15 protein-coding genes and 1 pseudogene are annotated in these 21,113 nt (G+C 51.6%); 13 read left to right on the top strand and 3 right to left on the bottom strand.

Going from position 1 to position 21,113, the window contains the following annotated elements:
* Positions 1-212 precede the first annotated feature (212 nt).
* On the bottom strand, positions 213-2,306 hold the full coding sequence (locus BM299_RS00690) for a RecQ family ATP-dependent DNA helicase (RefSeq protein ID WP_092481538.1): 2,094 nt from the start codon (positions 2,304-2,306) through the stop codon (positions 213-215).
* A gap of 79 nt (positions 2,307-2,385) precedes the next feature.
* On the bottom strand, positions 2,386-2,541 hold the full coding sequence (locus tag BM299_RS20365; RefSeq protein ID WP_425429451.1) for a hypothetical protein: 156 nt from the start codon (positions 2,539-2,541) through the stop codon (positions 2,386-2,388).
* A 311-nt stretch (positions 2,542-2,852) separates the two neighbouring features.
* Between BM299_RS20365 and BM299_RS00680 the strand changes: the two genes are divergently transcribed.
* From BM299_RS00680 to BM299_RS00655, 6 genes and pseudogenes are all read left to right on the top strand, one after another.
* Complete coding sequence (locus BM299_RS00680) at positions 2,853-3,647, top strand: REP-associated tyrosine transposase (protein ID WP_092481536.1); 795 nt, start codon at positions 2,853-2,855, stop codon at positions 3,645-3,647.
* Positions 3,648-3,847: 200 nt separating this feature from the next.
* Positions 3,848-5,476 (top strand): annotated as a pseudogene (hcp, locus tag BM299_RS00675) (hydroxylamine reductase); the annotation flags it as partial.
* A 584-nt stretch (positions 5,477-6,060) separates the two neighbouring features.
* Positions 6,061-6,774, top strand: a complete 714-nt coding sequence (locus BM299_RS00670; protein ID WP_092481534.1) for a GntR family transcriptional regulator — start codon at positions 6,061-6,063, stop codon at positions 6,772-6,774.
* Between the two features lie 11 nt (positions 6,775-6,785).
* On the top strand, positions 6,786-8,699 hold the full coding sequence (locus BM299_RS00665) for an aconitate hydratase (protein ID WP_092481533.1): 1,914 nt from the start codon (positions 6,786-6,788) through the stop codon (positions 8,697-8,699).
* 401 nt (positions 8,700-9,100) lie between these two features.
* Positions 9,101-10,528, top strand: a complete 1,428-nt coding sequence (locus tag BM299_RS00660; protein WP_245779596.1) for a sigma-54 interaction domain-containing protein — start codon at positions 9,101-9,103, stop codon at positions 10,526-10,528.
* A 191-nt stretch (positions 10,529-10,719) separates the two neighbouring features.
* The gene (locus tag BM299_RS00655) at positions 10,720-11,076 is read left to right on the top strand and encodes a hypothetical protein (protein ID WP_092481531.1); all 357 of its coding nucleotides are present in this window, start codon (positions 10,720-10,722) and stop codon (positions 11,074-11,076) included.
* 162 nt (positions 11,077-11,238) lie between these two features.
* Here BM299_RS00655 and BM299_RS00650 read toward each other — a convergent pair whose 3' ends face one another.
* A complete protein-coding gene (locus BM299_RS00650; RefSeq protein WP_092481530.1) occupies positions 11,239-12,867 on the bottom strand; it encodes an NAD+ synthase in 1,629 nt (542 codons plus the stop codon).
* A 630-nt stretch (positions 12,868-13,497) separates the two neighbouring features.
* Between BM299_RS00650 and BM299_RS00645 the strand changes: the two genes are divergently transcribed.
* The 7 genes from BM299_RS00645 (at position 13,498) to bioF (ending at position 21,104) form a co-directional block, all read left to right on the top strand.
* On the top strand, positions 13,498-14,781 hold the full coding sequence (locus tag BM299_RS00645; RefSeq protein ID WP_092481529.1) for an ammonium transporter: 1,284 nt from the start codon (positions 13,498-13,500) through the stop codon (positions 14,779-14,781).
* A 48-nt stretch (positions 14,782-14,829) separates the two neighbouring features.
* On the top strand, positions 14,830-15,168 hold the full coding sequence (locus BM299_RS00640; protein ID WP_092481528.1) for a P-II family nitrogen regulator: 339 nt from the start codon (positions 14,830-14,832) through the stop codon (positions 15,166-15,168).
* Between the two features lie 983 nt (positions 15,169-16,151).
* Positions 16,152-17,147 carry an ABC transporter substrate-binding protein gene (locus BM299_RS00635; protein WP_092481527.1) on the top strand — a complete coding sequence of 332 codons (996 nt, stop codon included), beginning with the start codon at positions 16,152-16,154 and terminating at the stop codon, positions 17,145-17,147.
* A gap of 27 nt (positions 17,148-17,174) precedes the next feature.
* Positions 17,175-18,086: an ABC transporter permease gene (locus BM299_RS00630; protein ID WP_092481526.1), complete on the top strand. Its 912-nt coding sequence runs from the start codon at positions 17,175-17,177 to the stop codon at positions 18,084-18,086.
* Positions 18,073-18,867 carry an ABC transporter ATP-binding protein gene (locus tag BM299_RS00625; protein ID WP_092481525.1) on the top strand — a complete coding sequence of 265 codons (795 nt, stop codon included), beginning with the start codon at positions 18,073-18,075 and terminating at the stop codon, positions 18,865-18,867. The genes BM299_RS00630 and BM299_RS00625 overlap by 14 nt, the downstream gene beginning before the upstream one ends.
* Before the next feature lie 222 nt (positions 18,868-19,089).
* A complete protein-coding gene (locus tag BM299_RS00620) occupies positions 19,090-19,941 on the top strand; it encodes a 6-carboxyhexanoate--CoA ligase (RefSeq protein ID WP_092481524.1) in 852 nt (283 codons plus the stop codon).
* Positions 19,938-21,104 (top strand): 8-amino-7-oxononanoate synthase, encoded by a 1,167-nt coding sequence (gene bioF / locus BM299_RS00615; RefSeq protein WP_092481523.1) that lies wholly within the window; start codon positions 19,938-19,940, stop codon positions 21,102-21,104. The genes BM299_RS00620 and bioF overlap by 4 nt, the downstream gene beginning before the upstream one ends.
* The last annotated feature ends 9 nt before the right edge of the window (positions 21,105-21,113 follow it).

Here is a 21,113-nt window from a genome sequence, read left to right as displayed (position 1 = left end):
ACGGGTTTGAAGTAAAAAGTAAAGGAGGGGCTTGCTGGAATAGACTCTGGACTGGGTAATGGAGGGCATGCTTACCAGAGCCGGTTTCATAATAGAAAATGTATACCAGCCGGGATACTGCAACAAAGCTTATCTTTGCGTAAAATCTAATTGAGCATCAAGTGGACATTTTTTTTTTGAACAAACTTTCCTGGTGTCAAAAAACACCTGTTTTATAACAAGTTATTAGGAAAACTCTCAATAATGGACAGGATTTCTTTTCCATAGGCAGAAACCTTTTTCTCTCCCAGCCCCTTTATATCCCGTAGTTCTGCCAGGGTACGAGGCCGGACCCTGGCTATTTCCATGAGCACGCTGTCGTGGAAGAAAATATAAGCCGGCTTTTGCTCTTGCCTGGCCAGGCTGCTGCGAAATTCTTTCAGCGCAGACAGCAGCTCCCTCTCATCCGGTGCCGATGCACTTATTTTTGCATCAGCCTTTACAAGCCGGTCGGCTGATTTTTTTACTTCCACCTTGTTTTTGTTAATCATTACCGGCAGGGGCTCACCCTTCTTCAATGTTTTCCTGCCTTGCGCAGTCAAAACCACCACTGGATACTCCGCGCCCTTTAAGGCAAGGTAGCCGTCCGCCAGGAGCCGGTCGATCACTGCCAGGATCGCTTTTCCGCTTTTGCCCACCAGGCTGCGGTAGTAGATCAGGCTGTCATACCCAAAGGCAGACATGTTAGCGGACACGGCGCCCCGGAGAATGTCCGCCAGTTTCTTGCGGCCCACCCCCCGCTGCAGCTCCGCCACACAGGCCAGCACCACCAGCGGCTCTTTTGAAAACTCCAGATCGCCTGTCGCAGCAGCCAGGCAGTTGTCACAGCAAGGCTCCGCCCTGCCTTCCGGTTCTTCTCCAAAATACTCCAGCAGCATTGCTCTTCTGCAGCGGGTGGTATTGGCCCAGTTCACCACGGCAGAGAGCTTATTCTTGCGGTGGGCCAGCCGGTTTTCCACCTCCTGCAGGGCGGCCTGCACCGCCCCGGGCGCCGGGCGCTTCCCCGGTTCCACATAAAGGTATTCTTCGTCCCGGTCGGACAATCTGACAGCCTGCAGCCGCTCAAGCATGCTTACAACCAGTCGCAGCTTGGTTTCGCCCAGGCCGGCCCGCTCCAGTTCAACCAGCGGTACGGCAGACCTCCCGCCGTCCGCATGCCTGGCGCAGGCCCGCCAGAAAAGAGCCAGATCATCGCGGGTGACGGCATCGTTGTCAATGATCCATTCCTGCAGCCTCTTGTCTTTTAAAGAAAACAGCAGCTGGCACCGGGCCGGCAAGCCGTCCCGCCCGGCCCTGCCGATCTCCTGGTAATAGGCCTCCAGGGAGGCCGGCAGGCTGTAATGGACCACAAAGCGAATATTGGCCTTGTCGATACCCATTCCGAAGGCGTTGGTGGCCACAACCACCCTGATTTCTTCCCTGATGAAAGCCTCCTGCACCCCGGCGCGCTCGTTGGGAGCCAGACCGGCATGGTAGCAACCCGTGGGAATCCCCAAAGATTCTCTTACCCAGACGGCCACTGCCTCGCTCTCTTTCCTGGTGACGGCGTATATAATGCCGCTGCCCCGTTGCCCGTCGAGGAACTCTCGCAGTGCCGCCTGTTTCTCCCTCTCGCCGTCAACCCTTTGGGCGGAAATATACAGGTTGGGCCGGTCGCTGCTTGCCGCCACCTTTCTGGCGCCGGGAATACCCAGCTGCTTCAAGATGTCCCGCTGGACAGCCGGCGTGGCCGTGGCAGTGAGGGCCATGATCCGCGGACGCCGCGGAAGTTGTTCATAAAAATCCCTGATCCAGAGGTAGTCCGGCCGGAAATCGTGACCCCACTGGGAGATACAGTGGGCTTCGTCTACCACCAGCAGATCCACACCCAGTTCATTGATCAATTCGTTAAAATACCTGTTACGTAACCGCTCCGGCGCAACGTAAACAAGTTTATACTCGCCGCTGCGGATACCGCGCATCCTCAGCCGGTACTCTTCCGGATTAAGCTGGCTGTTGAGCGTGGTGGCCTGAGAGAAATCCTTTTTATGCAGGTTGTCCACCTGGTCCTTCATCAAAGCCACCAGGGGAGAAATCACCAGGGTAAGGCCGGGAAGCAACAGGGCCGGAAGCTGGTAGCAAAGGGATTTCCCGCTGCCGGTGGGCATAACCGCCAGTACATCATCCCCGGCCAGGGCCGCTTCAATCACCTCTTTTTGCCCCGGGCGGAAGCGTTCAAAATGAAAGTGCCTGGACAAAGCTTCATCTAAAGCCGGACCCGTTCTCATAAAATTACCTCCAGCGCATCTTACGCAAAAATATTAGCTTTGAGGTTAAGAATGGCTTTCATAAATATATACAGAATGTTCACTTGTATCTAATTCCATTTCCCTCGCACCATTCAATGGCGATTCGTTTTATTGCTTCATCCCGATACTTGTACCAATTCTTTGCAATTTGATATCTGTGTATATTATCTTTAAACCTTCTAAAAGCGCCGCTTCCTTTTATTGAACTATACATAATATTACTGAGACGATCATCTTCAATTGACAAGCAAAAATTTTTCCATTATGTAACATTCATGAATGTTAAATTTCGAGGGTAACTGAATAAAATAATCTTCTTTCAGTATTTTTCGGGCTGTTTTTAAACTTTCCTGTTGCCATGCAGGAAAATTCCCAAACGGTTCATCGTTCTCTACGGCCCTGAACTCTTCATCAGTAACTGAGACCACTTCCCCAGTTTTCAGGTTTAAAAATGAGACAGGGGACGGTTCCTTGTCCCATTTTTCTTGTTATGGTATAATTATGTAAAAAAAGTGGTGAAAAAATATGCCAAGGCAGGTTAGAAAGCTTAGCGAAAGTGGGATATATCATATTATGATCAGAGGGAATGAGCGGAAGGATATTTTCCTGGATGAAGAAGACAAGCAAAGATTTTGTGATATCTTGAAGGAGAAGATGAGGAATGGAGAATTTACGGTATATGCGTTGTGTATTATGGATAACCATGCACATTTGCTTTTAAAAGTAGAAAACGACCGACTGGCGAATATAATGAAAAGGATAAATACCAGCTATGCCTATTACTATAACAAAAAATACCAGCGTGTGGGACATGTATTCCAGGATAGGTTTAAGAGTGAGGCAATAGAAAATGAAAGCTACCTTCTTGCTGCGATACGCTATATACATAACAACCCTGTCAAAGCAGGCATGGTAAAGGCACCACGGCATTATAAATGGAGCAGTTACGGCTCTTATACAGGCAGGGGCAGCCTTGAAGACGATATAATAGAAAAGAATATGGTGCTGGAGATGTTTTCTTCCGAAAAAGGCAAGGCTGTAGAACTTTTCGTAGAATACATGAACCAATTGAACAATGACACGTTTATTGAATGTGAAGAGGAAGAAAAAAACAAAACCATTCTCTGTGAAAAGGATGCCAGGGAGTTTGTTGACACATATTTAAAGGGAAAAGGACTACATTGGGGAATGCTAAATGTCAGGGCGAACTATGAAATAAGAAATGAGATTATTAAGGAATTGAAGGAAAAATCAAATCTTTCAATCCGACAAATTGCCGGATTACTGGGAATAAATAAGAATACGGTTCTGAAAGTATAGCTAAGACAAAGAACCGTTCCCTGCCCCACCCTAAAAGGCGCAACAAGGAAAGTTTGTACTTATCCTATCCCACCAGAGGATTATGCTGGAAAACCCATAACTTGTAAATACTTTTTTATTTGAGATTCTCAACTCCTGGAATTATTGGGCTTGGGGCTCTCAAATTGGAGCAAAGTTAATTTTATACGAGCATTCCTGTAATGTTTTGCAATCAGTGTGAACAAACCGCCAAAGGAGTGGGCTGCACTGTCATGGGTGTCTGTGGCAAGAAGCCCGAAGTATCGGCCCTGCAGGATCTCCTGCTCCATGCCGTAAAGGGATTGTCCCTCTATGCCTGCGAAGGACGTAAGGCCGGCGTGGTCGATGCTGAAGTTAATATATTTACTGTTGAAGCCGTGTTCTCCACCCTCACCAACGTGGATTTCGACCCGGCCCGCTTCCAGTTGCTAATCAATCGCTGCGTCGAACTCAGGGAAGCACTGAAAGAAAAAGTAGCAAAGGCAGGCGGAAATATCGATTTCTCCGACCCGAGTGCAGTCTTCCAACCCGCTGCTGATCTGAAGGGCCTGATGAAACAAGGTGAGGCTGTAGGTATGGTGAACGACCACGACGCCGACACTGACATCCAGTCCCTCCAGCAGATTACCGTATACGGCATCAAGGGCATTGCGGCCTACGCCGACCACGCCAGGATCCTGGGCCAGGAGGACGATAGAGTCTATGCCTTCATCCATGAGGGAATGGCCGCACTGACCAACAAGAACTTGTCTTTGAACGACTGGGTGGGCCTGGCGCTCAAGTGTGGCGAGGTCAACCTCCGGACCATGGAACTCCTGGATGCCGCTAACACCGGCGCCTATGGCCACCCGGTACCCACCGAGGTTCCCCTTGGTCACAAGAAGGGCAAGTGCATCCTGATTTCCGGCCACGACCTCAAAGATCTGGAAGAACTCCTCAAGCAGACCGAGGGCAAAGGAATCTACGTTTACACTCACGGCGAGATGCTCCCGACACACGGCTACCCGGAGCTAAAGAAGTACAAACACTTCTACGGTCACTTCGGCACCGCCTGGCAGAACCAGAGGAAGGAGTTTGCCGAGTTCCCTGGCGCCATCCTTATGACCACCAACTGCATTCAGGAACCCCAGCAGTCTTACGCCGGCAACATCTTTACCACCGGCCTGGTGGGCTGGCCCGGTGTCAGGCACGTCAAGAACGGCGACTTCGGCCCGGTTATTGAAAAGGCCCTGGAAATGCCCGGCTTCCCTTCTGATGAAGACATGGGCAGCGTGATGGTGGGCTTCGCCCGGAATGCCCTCATGAGCGTGGCTGACAAGGTCATTGACGCGGTGAAGAGCGGCGCCATCAAGCACTTCTTCCTCGTGGCCGGCTGCGACGGCGCTAAAACAGGCCGAAATTACTACACCGAGTTTGTGGAGAAGACGCCCAAGGATACAGTTGTTCTGACCCTGGCCTGCGGCAAGTTCCGCTTCTTTGATAAAAAGCTGGGCGACATCGGCGGCATCCCTCGGCTGTTGGACATTGGCCAGTGCAACGACGCCTACTCGGCCATCCAGATTGCCGTGGCGCTATCCAAGGCTTTCAATTGCAGCGTAAACGACCTGCCGCTCTCCCTGGTGCTTTCCTGGTACGAGCAAAAGGCGGTGGCCATCCTGCTCACGCTTTTGCACCTGGGCATCAAGAATATCCGTCTGGGCCCGAGCCTGCCGGCCTTCGTGACGCCCAATGTGCTGGATGTGCTGGTTAAAAACTTCGACATCAAGCCCATCACCACTCCAGATGAGGATCTGGCCGCCATCCTGGGCAAGAATAAAACAGAGCCGGCCAAATCCGGCTCCGGCTTCAGAAATTTTATTAAAAGACTTCTCTTTAAGCAGTGCAGTTAAGAAGATCAATCGTTTATAATTATGAACATGCATTTAAATCCCGGGTGATGTTGTTGAAAAACATTAATCTCCCAATGATGTTTTTAGTTGCAATTAAAAAGTTAATCAAAGAGGAACTGAAATAAAATACAGCCTGCGGTTGCCGGGAGAATTTCCTAATCAACCGTGGGCTTTTTTACGGTTTTTAAACAAGATACGGTTCTCAAAGTATATATAACTAAGACAAAGAACCGTCCCCTGTCCCGGTCCCCTTTCCTTAAACGGAGGTGTCCCCTTAACGGGAGCGGCTAATTCGCTGTGTCTCAATTGGGTTAATATGCAGGAAAGGATCCATGCTTGTTCCGTTAACACGCTGCAGTCCATCAGACTGTATCGGGGGTGGGGAGCCGGTCCGTTATGTTTTTGAAAAAAAACTTGCGGGTGAAAGGTTTTGCCCGGCTTCTTGGCGAAACTAAATTGTCAGTAAAGTATACCGCGATACATCCCGGGGCACGGGGGGTGATAGCATGGAAAAGTTTATAGAGAAATTTAACGCCGCCGAAGCGCGGACGGTGCGGGATATGGTTTACGAAACCCTCAGGCAGGCTATTTTCGAGGGCGTGTTCAGGCACGGCGAGCGCATAGTGGAAAAAGAGCTGGCCGAAAAGCTGCGGGTTAGCCGGACGCCTGTCCGCGAGGCTTTCCGGAGGTTGGAGATGGAAGGCCTGATCAAACATTACCCGCGCAAGGGGGTGCTGGTGCGCGGCATCACCGCCGAGGACATCATCGAGATCTATGCCATCCGCGAGGCCCTGGAGACCATGGCCATTTCGTTCGTGGTGGAGAACATCACCGAAGGCGAAAAGCAAAAGCTATACAAGCTGATCGAAAGGATGAAGGTGCTTATCGAAGTGGGTGACGATGAGGAACTGCTGCAGACGTCCCGGCTTTTCAACGATTTGCTGCTGCGGGCTTCCCGGATGCCAAGGCTGGTGAGCCTGATTAACAATTACCAGGAATACATCGCCAGGTTCAGAAAAGCCACCCTGTCCAAGCCTTCGCGTAAAGTTGATGCTTTAAAAGACCACGAGGAAATACTGCGGTCCATCGACCAGATGGACGTATCCCGGGCCAAAGAGCTGACCGTCAGGCACCTGAAAAGCGCCTGCCGGGAATGCCTGCAAGCCATTACCGGCATCGGAGTCGCCGAACCGGACAGCAATATGCCAGGAAAGGAGTAACTGCATAAATTATGAATATTACCCAGAAAATCTTATCCTCCCACCTGGTGGAGGGCAACATGATACCGGGAGAGGAGATTGCCGTCAGGATAGACCAGACCCTTACCCAGGACGCCACGGGCACCATGGCCTACCTGGAGTTCGAGGCCATCGGGCTGCCGCGCGTCAGGACCGAGCTTTCGGTCAGCTACGTGGACCATAATACCCTGCAGGTGGGCTTTGAGAACGCCGACGACCACCGCTTCCTGCAAAGCGCCGCCGCCAGATTCGGAGTTTACTTTTCCCGTATGGGAAACGGGATCTGCCACCAGGTACACCTGGAACGCTTCGGCAAGCCGGGCAAAACCTTGCTGGGCTCGGACAGCCACACCCCCACCTGCGGCGGGCTGGGCATGCTGGCCATCGGCGCCGGCGGGCTGGACGTGGCCACCGCCATGGCTGGGTACCCCTTTTATGTTAAAATGCCGGGAGTGGTGAACATCCGGCTGCACGGCAGGCCGGCCCCCTGGGTGGCCGCCAAGGACATCATTTTAGAAGTGCTGCGGCGCCTTTCCGTTAAGGGCGGCTTGGGCAAGGTGATGGAGTACACCGGCGAGGGGATCGCATACCTCAGCGTACCGGAGCGGGCCACTATCACCAACATGGGGGCCGAACTGGGGGCCACAACGTCAGTTTTCCCCAGCGATGAGGTCACCAGGCGGTTTCTGGCCGCCCAGGGCCGGGAGCAGGATTTCGTGAAACTGCTGCCCGATCCCGGCGCGGAATATGACGAAGTGGTGGACATTGACTTAAGCGCGCTGGAACCCCTGATCGCCCTGCCGCATATGCCTGATAACGTGGTAAAAGTATCCGAGGTGGCGGGCCGCCGGGTGAACCAGGTGTTCATCGGTAGCTGCACCAATTCCTCGTACACCGACTTAATGAAAGTGGCCGCCATCCTTAAAGGTAAAATTGTGCATCCCGGGGTTAGCCTGGTGATCGCCCCCGGTTCCCGGCAGGTGCTGACCGCCCTGGCATCCAACGGTGCGCTGGCCGACCTGGTGGGCGCCGGGGCCAGGATCCTGGAATGCGCCTGCGGCCCCTGCGTGGGCGTGGGACAGTCGCCCCCATCCGGCGGGATATCCCTGCGCACCTCCAACCGCAACTTCGAGGGGCGCAGCGGCACCGCCGACGCTGAGATTTACCTGGTCAGCTGCGAGACGGCGGCGGCCTCGGCCCTGGCCGGTGTAATTACCGACCCGCGTGACCTGGGCGAACCTGTTCAGGTTTCCATGCCGGAGCGGTTTCCGGTGGACGACCGGATGATCATCCCGCCGCCGGAGCCCGGCGCGGACCTGCCGCTGGTGATGGGCCCCAATATCAAGCCCCTGCCCGTGGCCGCCCCGCTAGCTGAACAAATCGAAGGCGAAGTGCTGCTCAAAGTGGGTGACAACATCACCACCGACCATATCATGCCGGCGGGGGCTAAAATACTGGCCCTGCGCTCCAACATCCCGGCCATCTCCATGCACGTCTTCAGCCGGGTGGACCCCACCTTCGCCGAACGGGCTCTGGTTGCCGGCGGTATCGTGGTGGGCGGCCTGAACTACGGGCAGGGCTCCAGCCGGGAGCACGCCGCCCTGGCTCCGCTGTTCCTTGGGATTAAGGCGGTGCTGGCCAAGTCATTCGCCCGTATCCACATGCAGAACCTGGTCAATTTCGGCCTGCTGCCGCTGGTGTTCGCCAACGAAGCCGACTACGACGATATTCGGCAGGGCGACCGGCTGGTAATCGAGGGCCTGCGGGAAAACCTGGCCGCCAACACTGTGCGGGTGCGCAACACCCGGAGCGGTAAAGTATACCCTGTAAAGCACACCCTTTCCGGGCGGCAAATCGATATCCTGATGGCCGGTGGCCTGTTAAAATACGTCAAGCAGAACGTCTGAAACCGTCATTCCGGCCTGGCCTCCTGTACCGGGGGCCGGGCCGGTTTCGCGCCGGAACAGATTTCGATGGTTTAAGTTTAAGAGATAATAAGACAAAACGCAACATATGGCGATAATGCAAAAATATATATAAAATATGCATTGGATTAATCATTGACAATTAATTTAAAATGATATATAAATTAAACATAATAAATACAAAGTTGTGTTTACGGCGAAGGCGCCTTGAGGTTATGTATTACCTGTGAGGCGTTTTATGTTTTAGACTAAGGTTATCTGCAGCATTTGACAACATATTGGTCCGACGCTGGACTATATGGGCATTGGAGCCGCAACCGGTGTAGTATCCGGCGGCTCTTTTTGTTTAATGAGGTAATCGGGAGGGTATAACCTTGCAGGATATGATTAATTTATTTGTTTGCCTGGCACAGAGACTGGCGAGCGTGCAACAAGTAAACCGCGAGCTGGATGCAGTCCTGGATTCCTTTTGTGATGGAATCTGGATCACGGACGGTGCGTGCATGACCGTACGCGTCAATAGGGCGGTGGAAAGAATAACCGGTCTCAACCCGGACTCCTTGCTGGGCAAAAACATATATAGTCTGGTGCAAGATGGCATAACAGACAGCTGCGTTGCCTTTGAGGTGTTAAAAAAGAAAGAACCGGTTATCGCCGAGCAAAGCTTTGCAGGCGGTGTAAAGGCTATAGTCACGGGTTACCCGATATTTGACGATGAAGAAAACATTACCGGCGTGGTTATGAGGTTGCGTGAACCAAACGAACTGAACGAACTGAAAAGCAAGCTGGAACAAGCCCGTTTAACCACGGAGAGGCTTAACAGCGAGATTAATGAACTCCATACCTATCAACTGGGCGCGGACCATCTGGTGGCCAACAGTAAGGTCATGCGGGATGTGCTGGACGCCGTGCATAGGGTAGCCCGGCTTAAATCCAGTGTTCTGTTGTTTGGCAGGGCCGGTGTGGGAAAAGAGATGGTGGCTAGAATTACCCATATATCGGGCGGCCGGGAAGGCTCTTTTATAAACGCCAATTGTCGGGCCATCCCGCCCGGCATGCTGGAGTCTATACTGTTCGGTCGGGAACAATCGGGGGTAGTCTCTCAGACCGGGCTGTTTGAAATGGCCGACAGAGGCACGCTATTCATCACGGAAGTGGCAGACATACCCACAGATCTACAGAAAAAAGTGTTGGCGGTGGTGCAGGAAGGACAGTTCACCAGGGTTGGGGGTGTAATACCGGTCAAGGTAGATGTGCGGGTTATTGCAGCCTCGGAAAAAAACCTTAAAAAATTAGTTAATAACGGTAAATTTCTTCGTGACTTGAGTAAAGAGTTGGAAAAAACGACCATAGCAATCCCGCCGCTACACAAGCGCAGTGATGACATCCCACTGTTGCTGCAGCGGTATACACAGCTGTTTAATGAAAAATATAGCACAAATAAGAGGTTTTCCGTCAGGGCGGTGGAACTGCTGGTGGATTACGAGTGGCCGGAAAATGTCCGGGAACTGGTCAACCTGGTGGAAAGGTTGGTCGTCACCGTAGAAAACAAATTAATCCTGCCCAAGCACTTGCCGTCGTATATCTTAAAGAGTATAGGCAACAAGGGAACCGATAGCTTTAAACCGCTTAAAGAGGCCGTGGCCGAGCTTGAATTTGAGTTGATAAAAAATGCAGTTGATATATACGGCAGTACCTATAAGGCGGCTAATATTCTGGGCGTGAGCCAGCCAACGGTAGTGCGTAAACTGCAGAAATACTCCAAGAAGTCGCTTGAGGTATCCGGCGTTTCTGCCGCCAATGGAGGTTAAAAATTGTAATAATTTTTACTTCTAAAGTATAAATTATAGTGATTAATAAATATTGATAAATGTTATATTAAAGTTGAGATTGGTAAGACGCCGGTGAAGATGCCGGTATTTTTAAGTTTAAATTCGTATTACAATTCTGGACGCCGTCCGGGTGAGGACCGGCGAGCGGGGCGAGGCGGCGATATAAAGGAATGGGGACACACCTGCTGAAGCTGGGGTATTCCTTTGGGGACATGAATGTCCCCAAAAATGAAAGGGGACATATCTCAAATAGGATAGACGCCCTTACCGCTAATGCGGCAACGGTAGAGGAAGAGAAGCCTCGTGGTTATACCTGTCCCGGGCAGCAATTTGCGGGAGCGCCGGTAACGGCACCGGCGCAGCGAGGTGCGAAACCGGACGAGCGAATACCCATTCTTGGCACAAGCAGGACGTTCGCGAGAGCCATAACCGATATACCCGTGCCGGGCACAGGCAGGAATGAGTTTATGGCGGTCCGGTTGAGCCCCGAAGCAAGCCGTTGGTGCCGTCGGTGCGGGAGCCTGTGAGTGAGCCGGAACAGGTGTAACCACACAAAGATTAAGTGAAAATTATTACCCTGATTGAGCTGTCTAAATCAATTAAAGCTTAATAGTTGTTAAAGAAAGACCCTGCTTTTGGGAGCAGGGTCTTTCTTTATTATGGTTAGGTGGGGGCTTGTCTGACCTTCACTATTCCAGGTGCCAGCGGTGGGCTATGGGCATGCGGCGGCCGGGGCCAAAGGCGCGGGAAGTTACCCGCAGCCCGGGGGGCGCCTGCTGCCGCTTGTACTCGGCCCTGTCCACCCGGCGGGCGATGTCCACCACCAGGTCCCTGTCATAGCCCAGGGATACTATTTCATCAATGGACTTTATTTCCTCAATGTAAGCTTTCAGAATGGCGTCGAGTATTTCATAGGGAGGCAGGCTGTCCTCGTCTTTTTGTCCGGGCCGCAGTTCGGCGGAAGGCGGCTTGGTAATCACGCTGCGGGGGATGATCTCCCGCTCCCGGTTAATGTACTCAGCCAATTCATAAACAATTACCTTGGGCACGTCCGCCAGCACGGCCAGTCCGCCGGACATGTCACCGTAAAGGGTGCTGTAACCCATGGCCATTTCCGACTTGTTGCCGGTGGCCAGTACCATAGGGCCTTCCCGGTTGGAAATGTACATTAATATGTTACCCCTGATACGTGCCTGCACGTTTTCCTCCGCCAGGTCCACAAGAGGTGTTCCGTCGGGATTCAGTACCTGTACGTAAGCGTTGAACATGTTCTCAATGGGTACCACCCGGTACTCGATGCCCAGGTTGCGGGCCAGGTCCCGGGCGTCGTTCTTGCTGCCCTGAGATGAATAGCGGGACGGCATGGATACGCCGATTACGTTGTCCGGTCCCAAGGCATCCGCCGCCACGGCTGCGGTTATCGATGAATCGATTCCTCCACTGAGGCCCACAGCAGCTCTGTGGAAACCGTTTTTGTGCAGGTAATCACGGGTACCTATTACCAGGGCCTTATATATCCAGCTTATATCTTCCACGCTGCAACTGTCTGAGGTTTTTTCCTGCAGGGTTCGGGTATCAATGAAGGCGAAGTCCTCGGCAAAGTTCTCCAACTGCAGGCATACTGTGCCGTTACGGGTTACCGCGCAACTTGACCCGTCAAACAACAGGTGATCGTTTCCACCCACCTGGTTGACATAGATAATCCCAACCCCGTGCTTGGCGGCGGCTTTGCCCAGCATGTCGCAGCGCAGGCGGTGCTTGCCGTAGCTGTAGGGGGATGCGGACAGGTTGACGATCAGCTGCGCCCCCTTCTGCACCTGTTCTTCAACCGGGTCTAGATCATAACGGCGCTGGTTCCAGTAATCCTTGTCGTTCCATATGTCTTCGCAAACCGTAACTCCCAGTTTAATACCCTTGAAGTCGATACAGTTCCTTTCCCTGGCCGGGGTGAAATACCTTTGTTCATCAAAAACGTCGTAGAAAGGGATCAGGCTCTTGTACTGCTTGCCGGTAACCTTGCCGCCGTGAAGCAGCAGTGCCGCGTTATACAGTTTACCGGCGTCCCGGCAGGGGGCGCCGATCAGGATCCCGATATCCCGGCTGGCGGGCAGCAGTTTTTCCACCCCGGCTTCCACCGCGTCCAGAAACTTGTTGCAGAACAGCAAATCCCTGGGCGGATAACCGGTCAGAGTGAGTTCGGGAAACACCACCAGCTCGGCTCCGGCCGACTTGGCCTTTTCCGTATAGGTGAGGATCTTTTCCGTATTGTAATGCAAATCTCCCACTACCGGGTTAATCTGGGCCAGCGCTATATACATTTCTTCACCCCGTTATTTGATAATGGCAATAAGACAGAACGCTTAACCAATATAACTAAGCGAACCCTACGTTAATAAAATTATATGATAATTTCACGGGCGAGTCGAGCCGGTGGGGAGAAAACTTGCCAACCCAATGTACGGTAGTATGTCATTTTGTTTAGGCGGTTTATTTTTTTAATACAAAAACAAATTAAAATTAATAAATTAGCTATTGACAATTTGTAATCACCCAATGTATAATTCCTTTAAGATTTTATACAGTGCAGTATAGATATGGCAACGATGCCTTTTGAGGTTTAACAAATATGCCTCAAAAGGTGTTTTTGTTTTTAATTTAATAATTGTCCAACGTTGGACGGCAGGCAGAGGGGCCTTTTCGGTTGATATTATACCGGAAGCCCCTTTTTTATGTAAAAAAGCGAAGGCGCTTTATTCAGGGCATTGATGCCCTGGTGAAGTGCCTTTATTTATTCTTAAGGGGAGGTGGAGCCTTATTGAAAGGTAAACATAAGGATTACCCGGCAGGTGAGTGAATGATACATGCCGGGTAGGGGTCGGATAAACGGTTGGTTTCAAAAGAAGCGATTTACAAAATGGTAACTTGAATTTGCGTGGGAGGTTTAAATTATGAAAAAAAGGTTGGGTGTAATTGCATCACTTGCACTAATCATGATATTTATATTTCCCGTGTTTGCTTTTGCAGCAGAGGAAGGAATAGATACCGGTGATACTGCGTGGATTATCGTTTCAACGGCACTGGTGTTCCTGATGGTGCCCGGCCTGGCCCTGTTTTACGGCGGCATGGTGCGCCAGAAAAACGTGCTCAACACCATGATGATGTCCTTTATTTGCCTGGGCGTCATTACTATCCAGTGGGTACTTTGGGGCTACAGTCTTTCATTCGGCCCCGATATCAACAAAATTATCGGCGACCTTAGTTACTTTGGTCTTAGCGGTGTCGGCATGGAACCCAATGGCACTATTCCGCACTTACTGTTCATGGTATTCCAAATGATGTTCGCCATCCTGACCCCGGCGCTGATTACCGGCGCCATGGTGGAACGGATGCGTTTTCCGGCCTACATGTTGTTTCTGGTCCTTTGGGCTACCCTGGTTTATGACCCCATTTGTCACTGGGTCTGGGGCGGCGGCTGGCTGGGCGAACTGGGCGCCCTGGACTTCGCCGGCGGCACCGTGGTGCACATCTCATCCGGTATTTCGGCTCTGGTGGCAGCCTTGGTGCTGGGTAAAAGGAAAGGTTACGGCACCGAGCCCATGGTTCCCCATAACGTTCCCTATGTCGTGTTAGGCGCCGCTATGCTGTGGTTTGGCTGGTTCGGTTTCAACGCGGGCAGCGAACTCGCAGCAGATGGAGTAGCAGCCGCTGTATTCGTGAACACTCAGATTGCCACCGGCGCCGCGGTAATCTCCTGGGTGCTGGCTGAATGGCTGCGGCACGGCAAGCCCACCATGCTGGGCGCGGCCTCCGGTGCTATCGCCGGCCTGGTGGCCATCACTCCGGCCTGTGCTTTTGTTACTCCCATGGGGTCGCTGGTTATTGGTCTCGTTGCCGGTGCGCTCTGCTACTTCGCGGTAAGTACGCTTAAGGTTAAACTGGGTTACGATGATTCTCTCGACGTGTTCGGTATTCACGGTATTGGCGGCATCTGGGGCGCCCTGGCTACCGGGTTGTTATCGGTTGAAGCGGGCTCTGAAGGCCTATTCTACGGCAACCCTGCTCAGTTTGGCATTCAGGCTGTCGGTGTAGGTGCCACAATCGTGCTGGCTTCCGTGGCGACGTTTGTAATCCTTAAGGTTGTTGGTGCAATTACCGCGCTGCGCGTTAACGGCGAAGCCGAGGCAATGGGTCTTGACGTTATCGAACACAGCGAAAAAGCTTACTCGGTTTAATAAAATTGTGGTAATATATTTACAACTCATAAGGAAAGGATGCTGAACATGGTTAAAATAGAAGCTATCGTCAGGCCTGGTGTTCTGGAGGACATCAAGGACGGCCTGTCCAAGTTTGGAATCCACGGCATGACGGTATCGCAGGTCATGGGTTGCGGGTTGCAGAAAGGAAGAAAGGAAGTATACCGCGGCACGGAATACAGCATCAACCTGCTGCCCAAGGTAAAAGTAGAAATCGTACTCACAGACAAAGATATTGAAGGAGTTATTGACGTGATTACCAAGGCGGCCAGAACCGGTGAGATTGGAGACGGAAAAATCTTTATTACCAAGATTGAGGACGCTATCCGCATTCGTACCGGTGAAAAGGGAGACGCCGCTCTATAGGCAGCGAACCTGTAAGTTGTTTGATACCCGGTGCTCTGGACCAAGAACACCGGGTATTTCGCATTAATGCCAGGTAATCTGTTATAATTCATTTAACTCAATCGAAAGGAGCATTTAAATGCCTGCAAAAAATGTTGCCAAGGCTTCCAAAGAGGGCTGCCTGGGCGTGGTGGACGGTAAAACCCCAAAAACCAAAAGTTTAAGCCCCCCGATTAATTGAAACGGGAGGCTTTGAATTAACCAAAGAACTCGGCTTCAGGCCCCCAGAAACTGGCGTCGGCGATGCCGGTGGATTTAAATTACATTTGTAAATTTAAAATGAAAGCGGAGTTTAGATAAAGCGTCCTCCTTTCGTCCGGTATAAAAAACAAAAAGCCTCAAGCCGACCGTTGCAGGCCGGTATGAGGCATCATCACCTTACTAATCTTAGATATGGAAACGCCATTATTACCAAGGTATTTGGTTTTTTTATACTTGATTAATTATACACTTATCACATGTACGGCAAGGTCTAAGCATGAAGTATGAAAAGCACGTTAAGAGAAGCTGCTTAAAACCCACTTTTATATTAATTATACAAGAATATAGCATAAAATCAATACCCGATTGTAATTAAACTTTGATTGCACCGGGCGTAATGGTCGTTTGTGTAATGCTGTATTGAATGACCACGGGCGGACGCCAGGTGTTAGAATCACTTTCCCTTTCTTTTAGTTGTGATTCCCATTATAGCATTCGAATAATATCTTATGTCCCGATTGCGCCCTTTAAGAACCGTACCCCTGTCGCACGCCGTTCCCTTGTCGCACGTAAACTATGATAATTGACAGAATGATGATGCTGGGTTAGCATAAGAGAAGCAGGACGGCAGCATGGCACGGATTGTAACCTGTAATATATATTTAATTAGTTTCTGCACTGCATAAACCGGCAAAACGTGCTGTGCCGTCTATAAATTAATGCAATTTATAGGAGGTGCGGTTTTGAAAAGAATACTTTTGGGACTGATGATTCTCGGCCTGTTTGTAACCCTCACGGGGTGCGGAGGCGGAGGAAAATCAGAAAGCTCAGAACAGCAGGGGGACAAGCAGGTGCAGCTGGGCATTATCCAGATCGCCGAACACCCGGCGCTTGACGCCGCCAGGCAGGGTTTTTTGGATACCCTGGCCAAGAACGGCTACGAGGACGGTAAAAATTTAGTAGTTGATTATCAAAATGCCCAGGGGGACCAGCCCACCCTGCAGTCCATCGCCAACAAGTTCGCCCAGGACAAAAAAGACCTGGTGCTGGCTATAGCCACCCCTTCGGCCATGGCCATGGCCAATGAAACCAAGGAAATACCCATACTGATTACCGCGGTCACGGACCCGGTGGCAGCCAAGCTGGTAAACAGCCTGGAAAAACCGGGCACAAACGTCACCGGTACCACTGATATGAACCCGGTGGAGAAACAGCTGGAACTGATCAAGGACTTTGTGCCGGATGTCAAAAACGTGGGCATTATTTATAATTCCAGCGAAATTAACTCCGATGTGCAGGTAAAAATCGCCCGGGAGGCCGCTCCCAAACTGGGCATCGAGCTGCAGGAGGCCACCGTTACCGCCAGCAGCGAGGTAATGCAGGCGGCTCAGTCCCTGGTGGGAAAAGTTGACGCCATTTACCTGCCCACCGATAACATGGTTATATCCTCCCTGGCAGCGGTACTCCAGGTGGCGGAGGAAAATAAGATTCCCGTGATTGCCGGCGAAAGCAATTCAGTCGAACAGGGAGCGCTGGCAACCATCGGTCTGGATTATTATAAGCTCGGGAGCCAAACTGCTGAAATAGCCTTGAGAGTATTAAACGGTGAAAAACCGCAGGATATCGCGGTGGAATCGCAAAAGGATAGTAATATCGTAATTAACCTGCAAGCCGCCGAAAGAATGGGCGTCACCGTTTCAGACGAGGTTAAGACTAAAGCAGTTCGCGTTATTGAATAAAGAAAAGAAGTTTATACGGAGGAAGGAATGTCGGCAAGTATTTTTGTAGGGGTTTTGGAACTGGGTTTACTCTGGGGTATCATGGTTTTGGGGGTGTACCTCACCTTTCGCATTTTGGATTTCCCGGATTTGACCGTTGACGGCAGTTTTACCTTGGGGGCGGCAATAGCCGCCCATACGATTATCATTGGCTACGACCCCTGGCTGGGTACCGCCCTGGCATTGGTGGGCGGGGCGCTGGCCGGCCTGGTTACCGGTTTTCTGCATACCCAACTGCGTATTACGCCGCTGCTGGCGGGGATTCTTTCCATGATTGCCCTGTACTCCATTAACCTCAGGATTATGGGCAAGTCAATGATCTCCCTGCTAAGGATGGATACCATTTATACGGATATTATCAGTTGGGGGATAAGTGAATATTTTAGCGTGCTGATCCTGGGCCTGACCGCAACGGCTGTTGTTATTTTGCTCCTTTACCTGTTCTTGGAAACGGAGGTGGGCCTGGCTTTGCGGGCCACCGGAGACAACGAGCAGATGATTCGCAGTCTGGGCGTAAACACCAACACTATGAAAATGATCGGCCTTAGTCTGAGCAACACCCTGATTGCCTTTTCCGGCGCCCTGATTGCCCAGAAGCAGGGGTTTGCCGATGTCGGCATGGGCATAGGCATGATTATAGTAGGCCTGGCTTCGGTGATTATTGGTGAGGTTCTAATTGGCAACCTCACCCTGCTTAGGGCCCTGGTGGCCGTGGTCATGGGATCAATTATTTACCGGCTGGTTATCGCCATAGTACTGCAGCTGGAGTTGGTTGCCCCAACCGACCTGAAACTTTTTACGGCAATCATTGTGACCCTGGCCCTGTCATCGCCTGTAATTAAGGAATTTGTGGCCGGCCGCGGCGCACGGGAGAAAGGTGAAAAGAATGCTGGCTGTTGAGACTATCAGTAAAACCTTCAACCCGGGAGGGGTAAATGAACGTGTGGCTCTGCAGGAAATAACCCTGCATTTGAAACCCGGCGAAGTGGTAACCATAATTGGGGGCAACGGGGCCGGGAAATCCACCCTGCTTAATTGCATCGCCGGAGTTTACCCGGTGGACCGGGGCCGGATCGTGCTGGACGGTAAAGAAATTCACTGCCAGCAGGAGCATACCCGGGCGGGAAGCATCGGCCGGGTCTTTCAGGATCCCATGCTGGGAACCGCGGCATCCATGACCATCGAGGAAAACTTGGTCCTGGCATTGAGGCGGGGCCGGTCCAAAAAGCTGCGCCGGGGGGTTACCCGCAAGGAGCGCGAACTTTTCCGGGAGCGGCTGGAGTTATTGGGTCTTGGACTGGAAAACCGCCTGTCCACCAAGGTGGGCTTGTTATCCGGAGGGCAGCGTCAGGCCCTGACCCTGCTTATGGCCACCATTGCCATGCCGCGCTTGTTACTACTCGATGAGCATACGGCAGCCCTGGATCCCAAAACCGCTACAAAAGTCTTGCAGCTTACCAGGACAATAGTGGAAGAGAATAAGCTGACAACCATGATGGTCACCCATAATATGGAACAGGCGCTTTCTTTCGGCACCAGAACCTTGATGCTGCACGAGGGCAGAATTCTCCTTGATATCGACGGCCCCCAAAGGGAAAAAACCCGGGTACCCGACCTGCTGGCCATGTTTGAAAAGGCCAGCGGCAAGGCTCTAGGCAACGACCGGATGCTGCTGGCATAGAGGTCAGACCTATACTAACTATATTTTGATACGCAAGCGCCGTGTAATTCTACCGGCGCTTTTTCACCACCTGGCAAGCTCCAATTGTTAACCAAATATGGCCCCGGGGTTTACAATTCATTATTGGTTTGCTAAAATTTATGCAAGGGTTGGCAATTTTTTTACTCCTATTGTTAACCACCATATCGAGCCGGGTTAACGTTATCGAGGGGGATTTTTTATATGTATCAAAATTTATACAGTATCAGGATGCGCGCAGCCCGGGGCGGGCCGCATGAACGCGGCGGGAGACACATTTCCGGTGCGGAAAGGATTGTTTCAGAGGCAGAAATTCCGAACATCATGAATAAACTCTTCTTCCGGGCCCAAAAACATGAGCTGGGCCGCCCTGATTTTATCAACATCAATATTGAACTTCTTCCCGCTAAAGACATACAAACGGTGACTTCCCTCCCGGTTTATACTATACGGTCCGGGGATCACCGGGAAGGCCGGGAACTGGCCAAAAAGGTTTTGCAGCTATTCGGAATCCAACACCATGTAATTGAACAAGGGTTTAATTTACTTTTGGGGGATCCTTCCGAGAACGAAACCGGCATGCGCGGGGCCATCCTGATGGATGTTAATACCGGGCACCGGCTGGAACCTGACCCTAACCGCGGAATAAGAGCTTCACGCATGGATTATGACCCTGAGACGAAAAAAACTTTATCTCAAAAATTGGAGGAGTTCGGGTTAAACAATAACCACGTTCGTGAGGCCCTTTGCCTGGCCACCAAGGTGGCCCACATGCCCGGTATAGCAGCGGAGTTATGCTGGTCCGACGACCCCGGTTACACAGCGGGTTATGTTGCTGCGGCAAACCTCGGTTACATTCGCTTCAACCATTTAAAAGAAAAGGGCAGCCGGCGCGGCGGCAGGGTTTTTTTCTTCGACCCTGCCCTGGGAACACGGGAAGAAGTCATCAAAAAATTGGAGCAAGAACCTTACGTGATTACAAAGTTAGGTCCCGTTTACGGTGAATTGACCTTTGACGAATTTAAAAAATTAATTGAGGGGATACCGGGTAAATGAAGTTATTAGAACGGGAATTAACTTATCTGCAAGAGAATCACCTTTACCGCCGGCTCAATAGGATGGACGATTCCCAGGCCGCCCGGACGGTAGTCAACGGGAAAGAATGCCTTTTGCTTTCTTCCAATAACTACCTGGGCCTTACCGAACACCCCGAGCTGAAAGCAGCGGCCTGCGAAGCTGTAACCCGGTGGGGTACCGGCGCGGGAGGCTCGCGTTTAACCACCGGCAATTTACAACTGCACGAAGAGCTGGAAAAAACTATTGCCCGCTTTAAAAAAGCCGAAGCGGCCATTGTTTTTAATACCGGTTACATGGCTAACCTGGGGGGCATAACCGCCCTGGCCGGAAAAAACGATGTAATTTTGAGCGATGAGCTCAACCACGCCAGTATAATTGACGGGTGCCGGCTCAGCCGGGCGGAAACAAAAATTTTCCCCCATAAAGATACCCTGGCCCTGGAAAAGTTATTACAACAAACTCAAGGGTATCGCCGTCGCCTCATTGTGACCGACGGAGTTTTCAGCATGGACGGCGACCTTGCCCCGTTGCCCCGGCTGGTGGAACTGGCCGAAAAGTACCGGGCTCTGTTAATGGTAGACGATGCTCACGCCACCGGAGTGCTGGGCCGCCGGGGTGCGGGTACGGCAGACCATTTCAACCTGGAAGGTAAAATCCATGTTCAAATGGGGACCTTGAGCAAGGCGGTGGGTAGTGCCGGCGGCTATATTGCAGGCTCCCGCAAATTAATTGATTATCTGAGAAACAGGGCCCGGAGTTTTATTTTCTCCACTGCCCTCCCCCCGGCGGTAATTGCAGCGGCCATTGCGGCTTTTCGGGTTATTGAACAAGAACCGCAAATCAGGGAAAATCTTTGGGCCAACGCCCATTATTTAAAGTCCGGGCTTAAGCAAACGGGATTTACCATCCTGGCCGAAGAGTCACCTATAATTCCAATATTTATCGGCGATTCCGGCAAAACCATGCAAATGGCCGAAAGGTTATTTGCCCGGGGTGTGTTCGCTCCGGGTATCAGACCACCCACAGTACCGCCGGGCACCAGCAGAATCAGGGTCACGGTAATGGCCACGCACACCCGTGAACACCTGGACAGGGCGCTTTCTGCCTTCAAACAATCCGGTGAAGAACTGGGAATTATTTAATTATTTAAA

The sequence above is a fragment of the Desulfoscipio geothermicus DSM 3669 genome (assembly GCF_900115975.1).
GTDB classification, from domain to species: domain Bacteria; phylum Bacillota; class Desulfotomaculia; order Desulfotomaculales; family Desulfallaceae; genus Desulfoscipio; species Desulfoscipio geothermicus.
Note: the sequence above shows the minus strand (reverse complement) of the source record. Positions and strands in the feature narration are given on the sequence as shown.

Excerpts from the sequence above, each read along its gene's own strand:
- BM299_RS00690 (WP_092481538.1), bottom strand. The coding sequence starts at position 2,306 with ATGAGAACGGGTCCGGCTTTAGATGAAGCTTTGTCCAGGCACTTTCAT.
- BM299_RS20365 (WP_425429451.1), bottom strand. The coding sequence starts at position 2,541 with ATGTATAGTTCAATAAAAGGAAGCGGCGCTTTTAGAAGGTTTAAAGAT.
- BM299_RS00680 (WP_092481536.1), top strand. The coding sequence starts at position 2,853 with ATGCCAAGGCAGGTTAGAAAGCTTAGCGAAAGTGGGATATATCATATT.
- BM299_RS00670 (WP_092481534.1), top strand. The coding sequence starts at position 6,061 with ATGGAAAAGTTTATAGAGAAATTTAACGCCGCCGAAGCGCGGACGGTG.
- BM299_RS00665 (WP_092481533.1), top strand. The coding sequence starts at position 6,786 with ATGAATATTACCCAGAAAATCTTATCCTCCCACCTGGTGGAGGGCAAC.
- BM299_RS00660 (WP_245779596.1), top strand. The coding sequence starts at position 9,101 with ATGATTAATTTATTTGTTTGCCTGGCACAGAGACTGGCGAGCGTGCAA.
- BM299_RS00655 (WP_092481531.1), top strand. The coding sequence starts at position 10,720 with ATGGGGACACACCTGCTGAAGCTGGGGTATTCCTTTGGGGACATGAAT.
- BM299_RS00650 (WP_092481530.1), bottom strand. The coding sequence starts at position 12,867 with ATGTATATAGCGCTGGCCCAGATTAACCCGGTAGTGGGAGATTTGCAT.
- BM299_RS00645 (WP_092481529.1), top strand. The coding sequence starts at position 13,498 with ATGAAAAAAAGGTTGGGTGTAATTGCATCACTTGCACTAATCATGATA.
- BM299_RS00640 (WP_092481528.1), top strand. The coding sequence starts at position 14,830 with ATGGTTAAAATAGAAGCTATCGTCAGGCCTGGTGTTCTGGAGGACATC.
- BM299_RS00630 (WP_092481526.1), top strand. The coding sequence starts at position 17,175 with ATGTCGGCAAGTATTTTTGTAGGGGTTTTGGAACTGGGTTTACTCTGG.
- BM299_RS00625 (WP_092481525.1), top strand. The coding sequence starts at position 18,073 with ATGCTGGCTGTTGAGACTATCAGTAAAACCTTCAACCCGGGAGGGGTA.
- BM299_RS00620 (WP_092481524.1), top strand. The coding sequence starts at position 19,090 with ATGTATCAAAATTTATACAGTATCAGGATGCGCGCAGCCCGGGGCGGG.
- bioF (WP_092481523.1), top strand. The coding sequence starts at position 19,938 with ATGAAGTTATTAGAACGGGAATTAACTTATCTGCAAGAGAATCACCTT.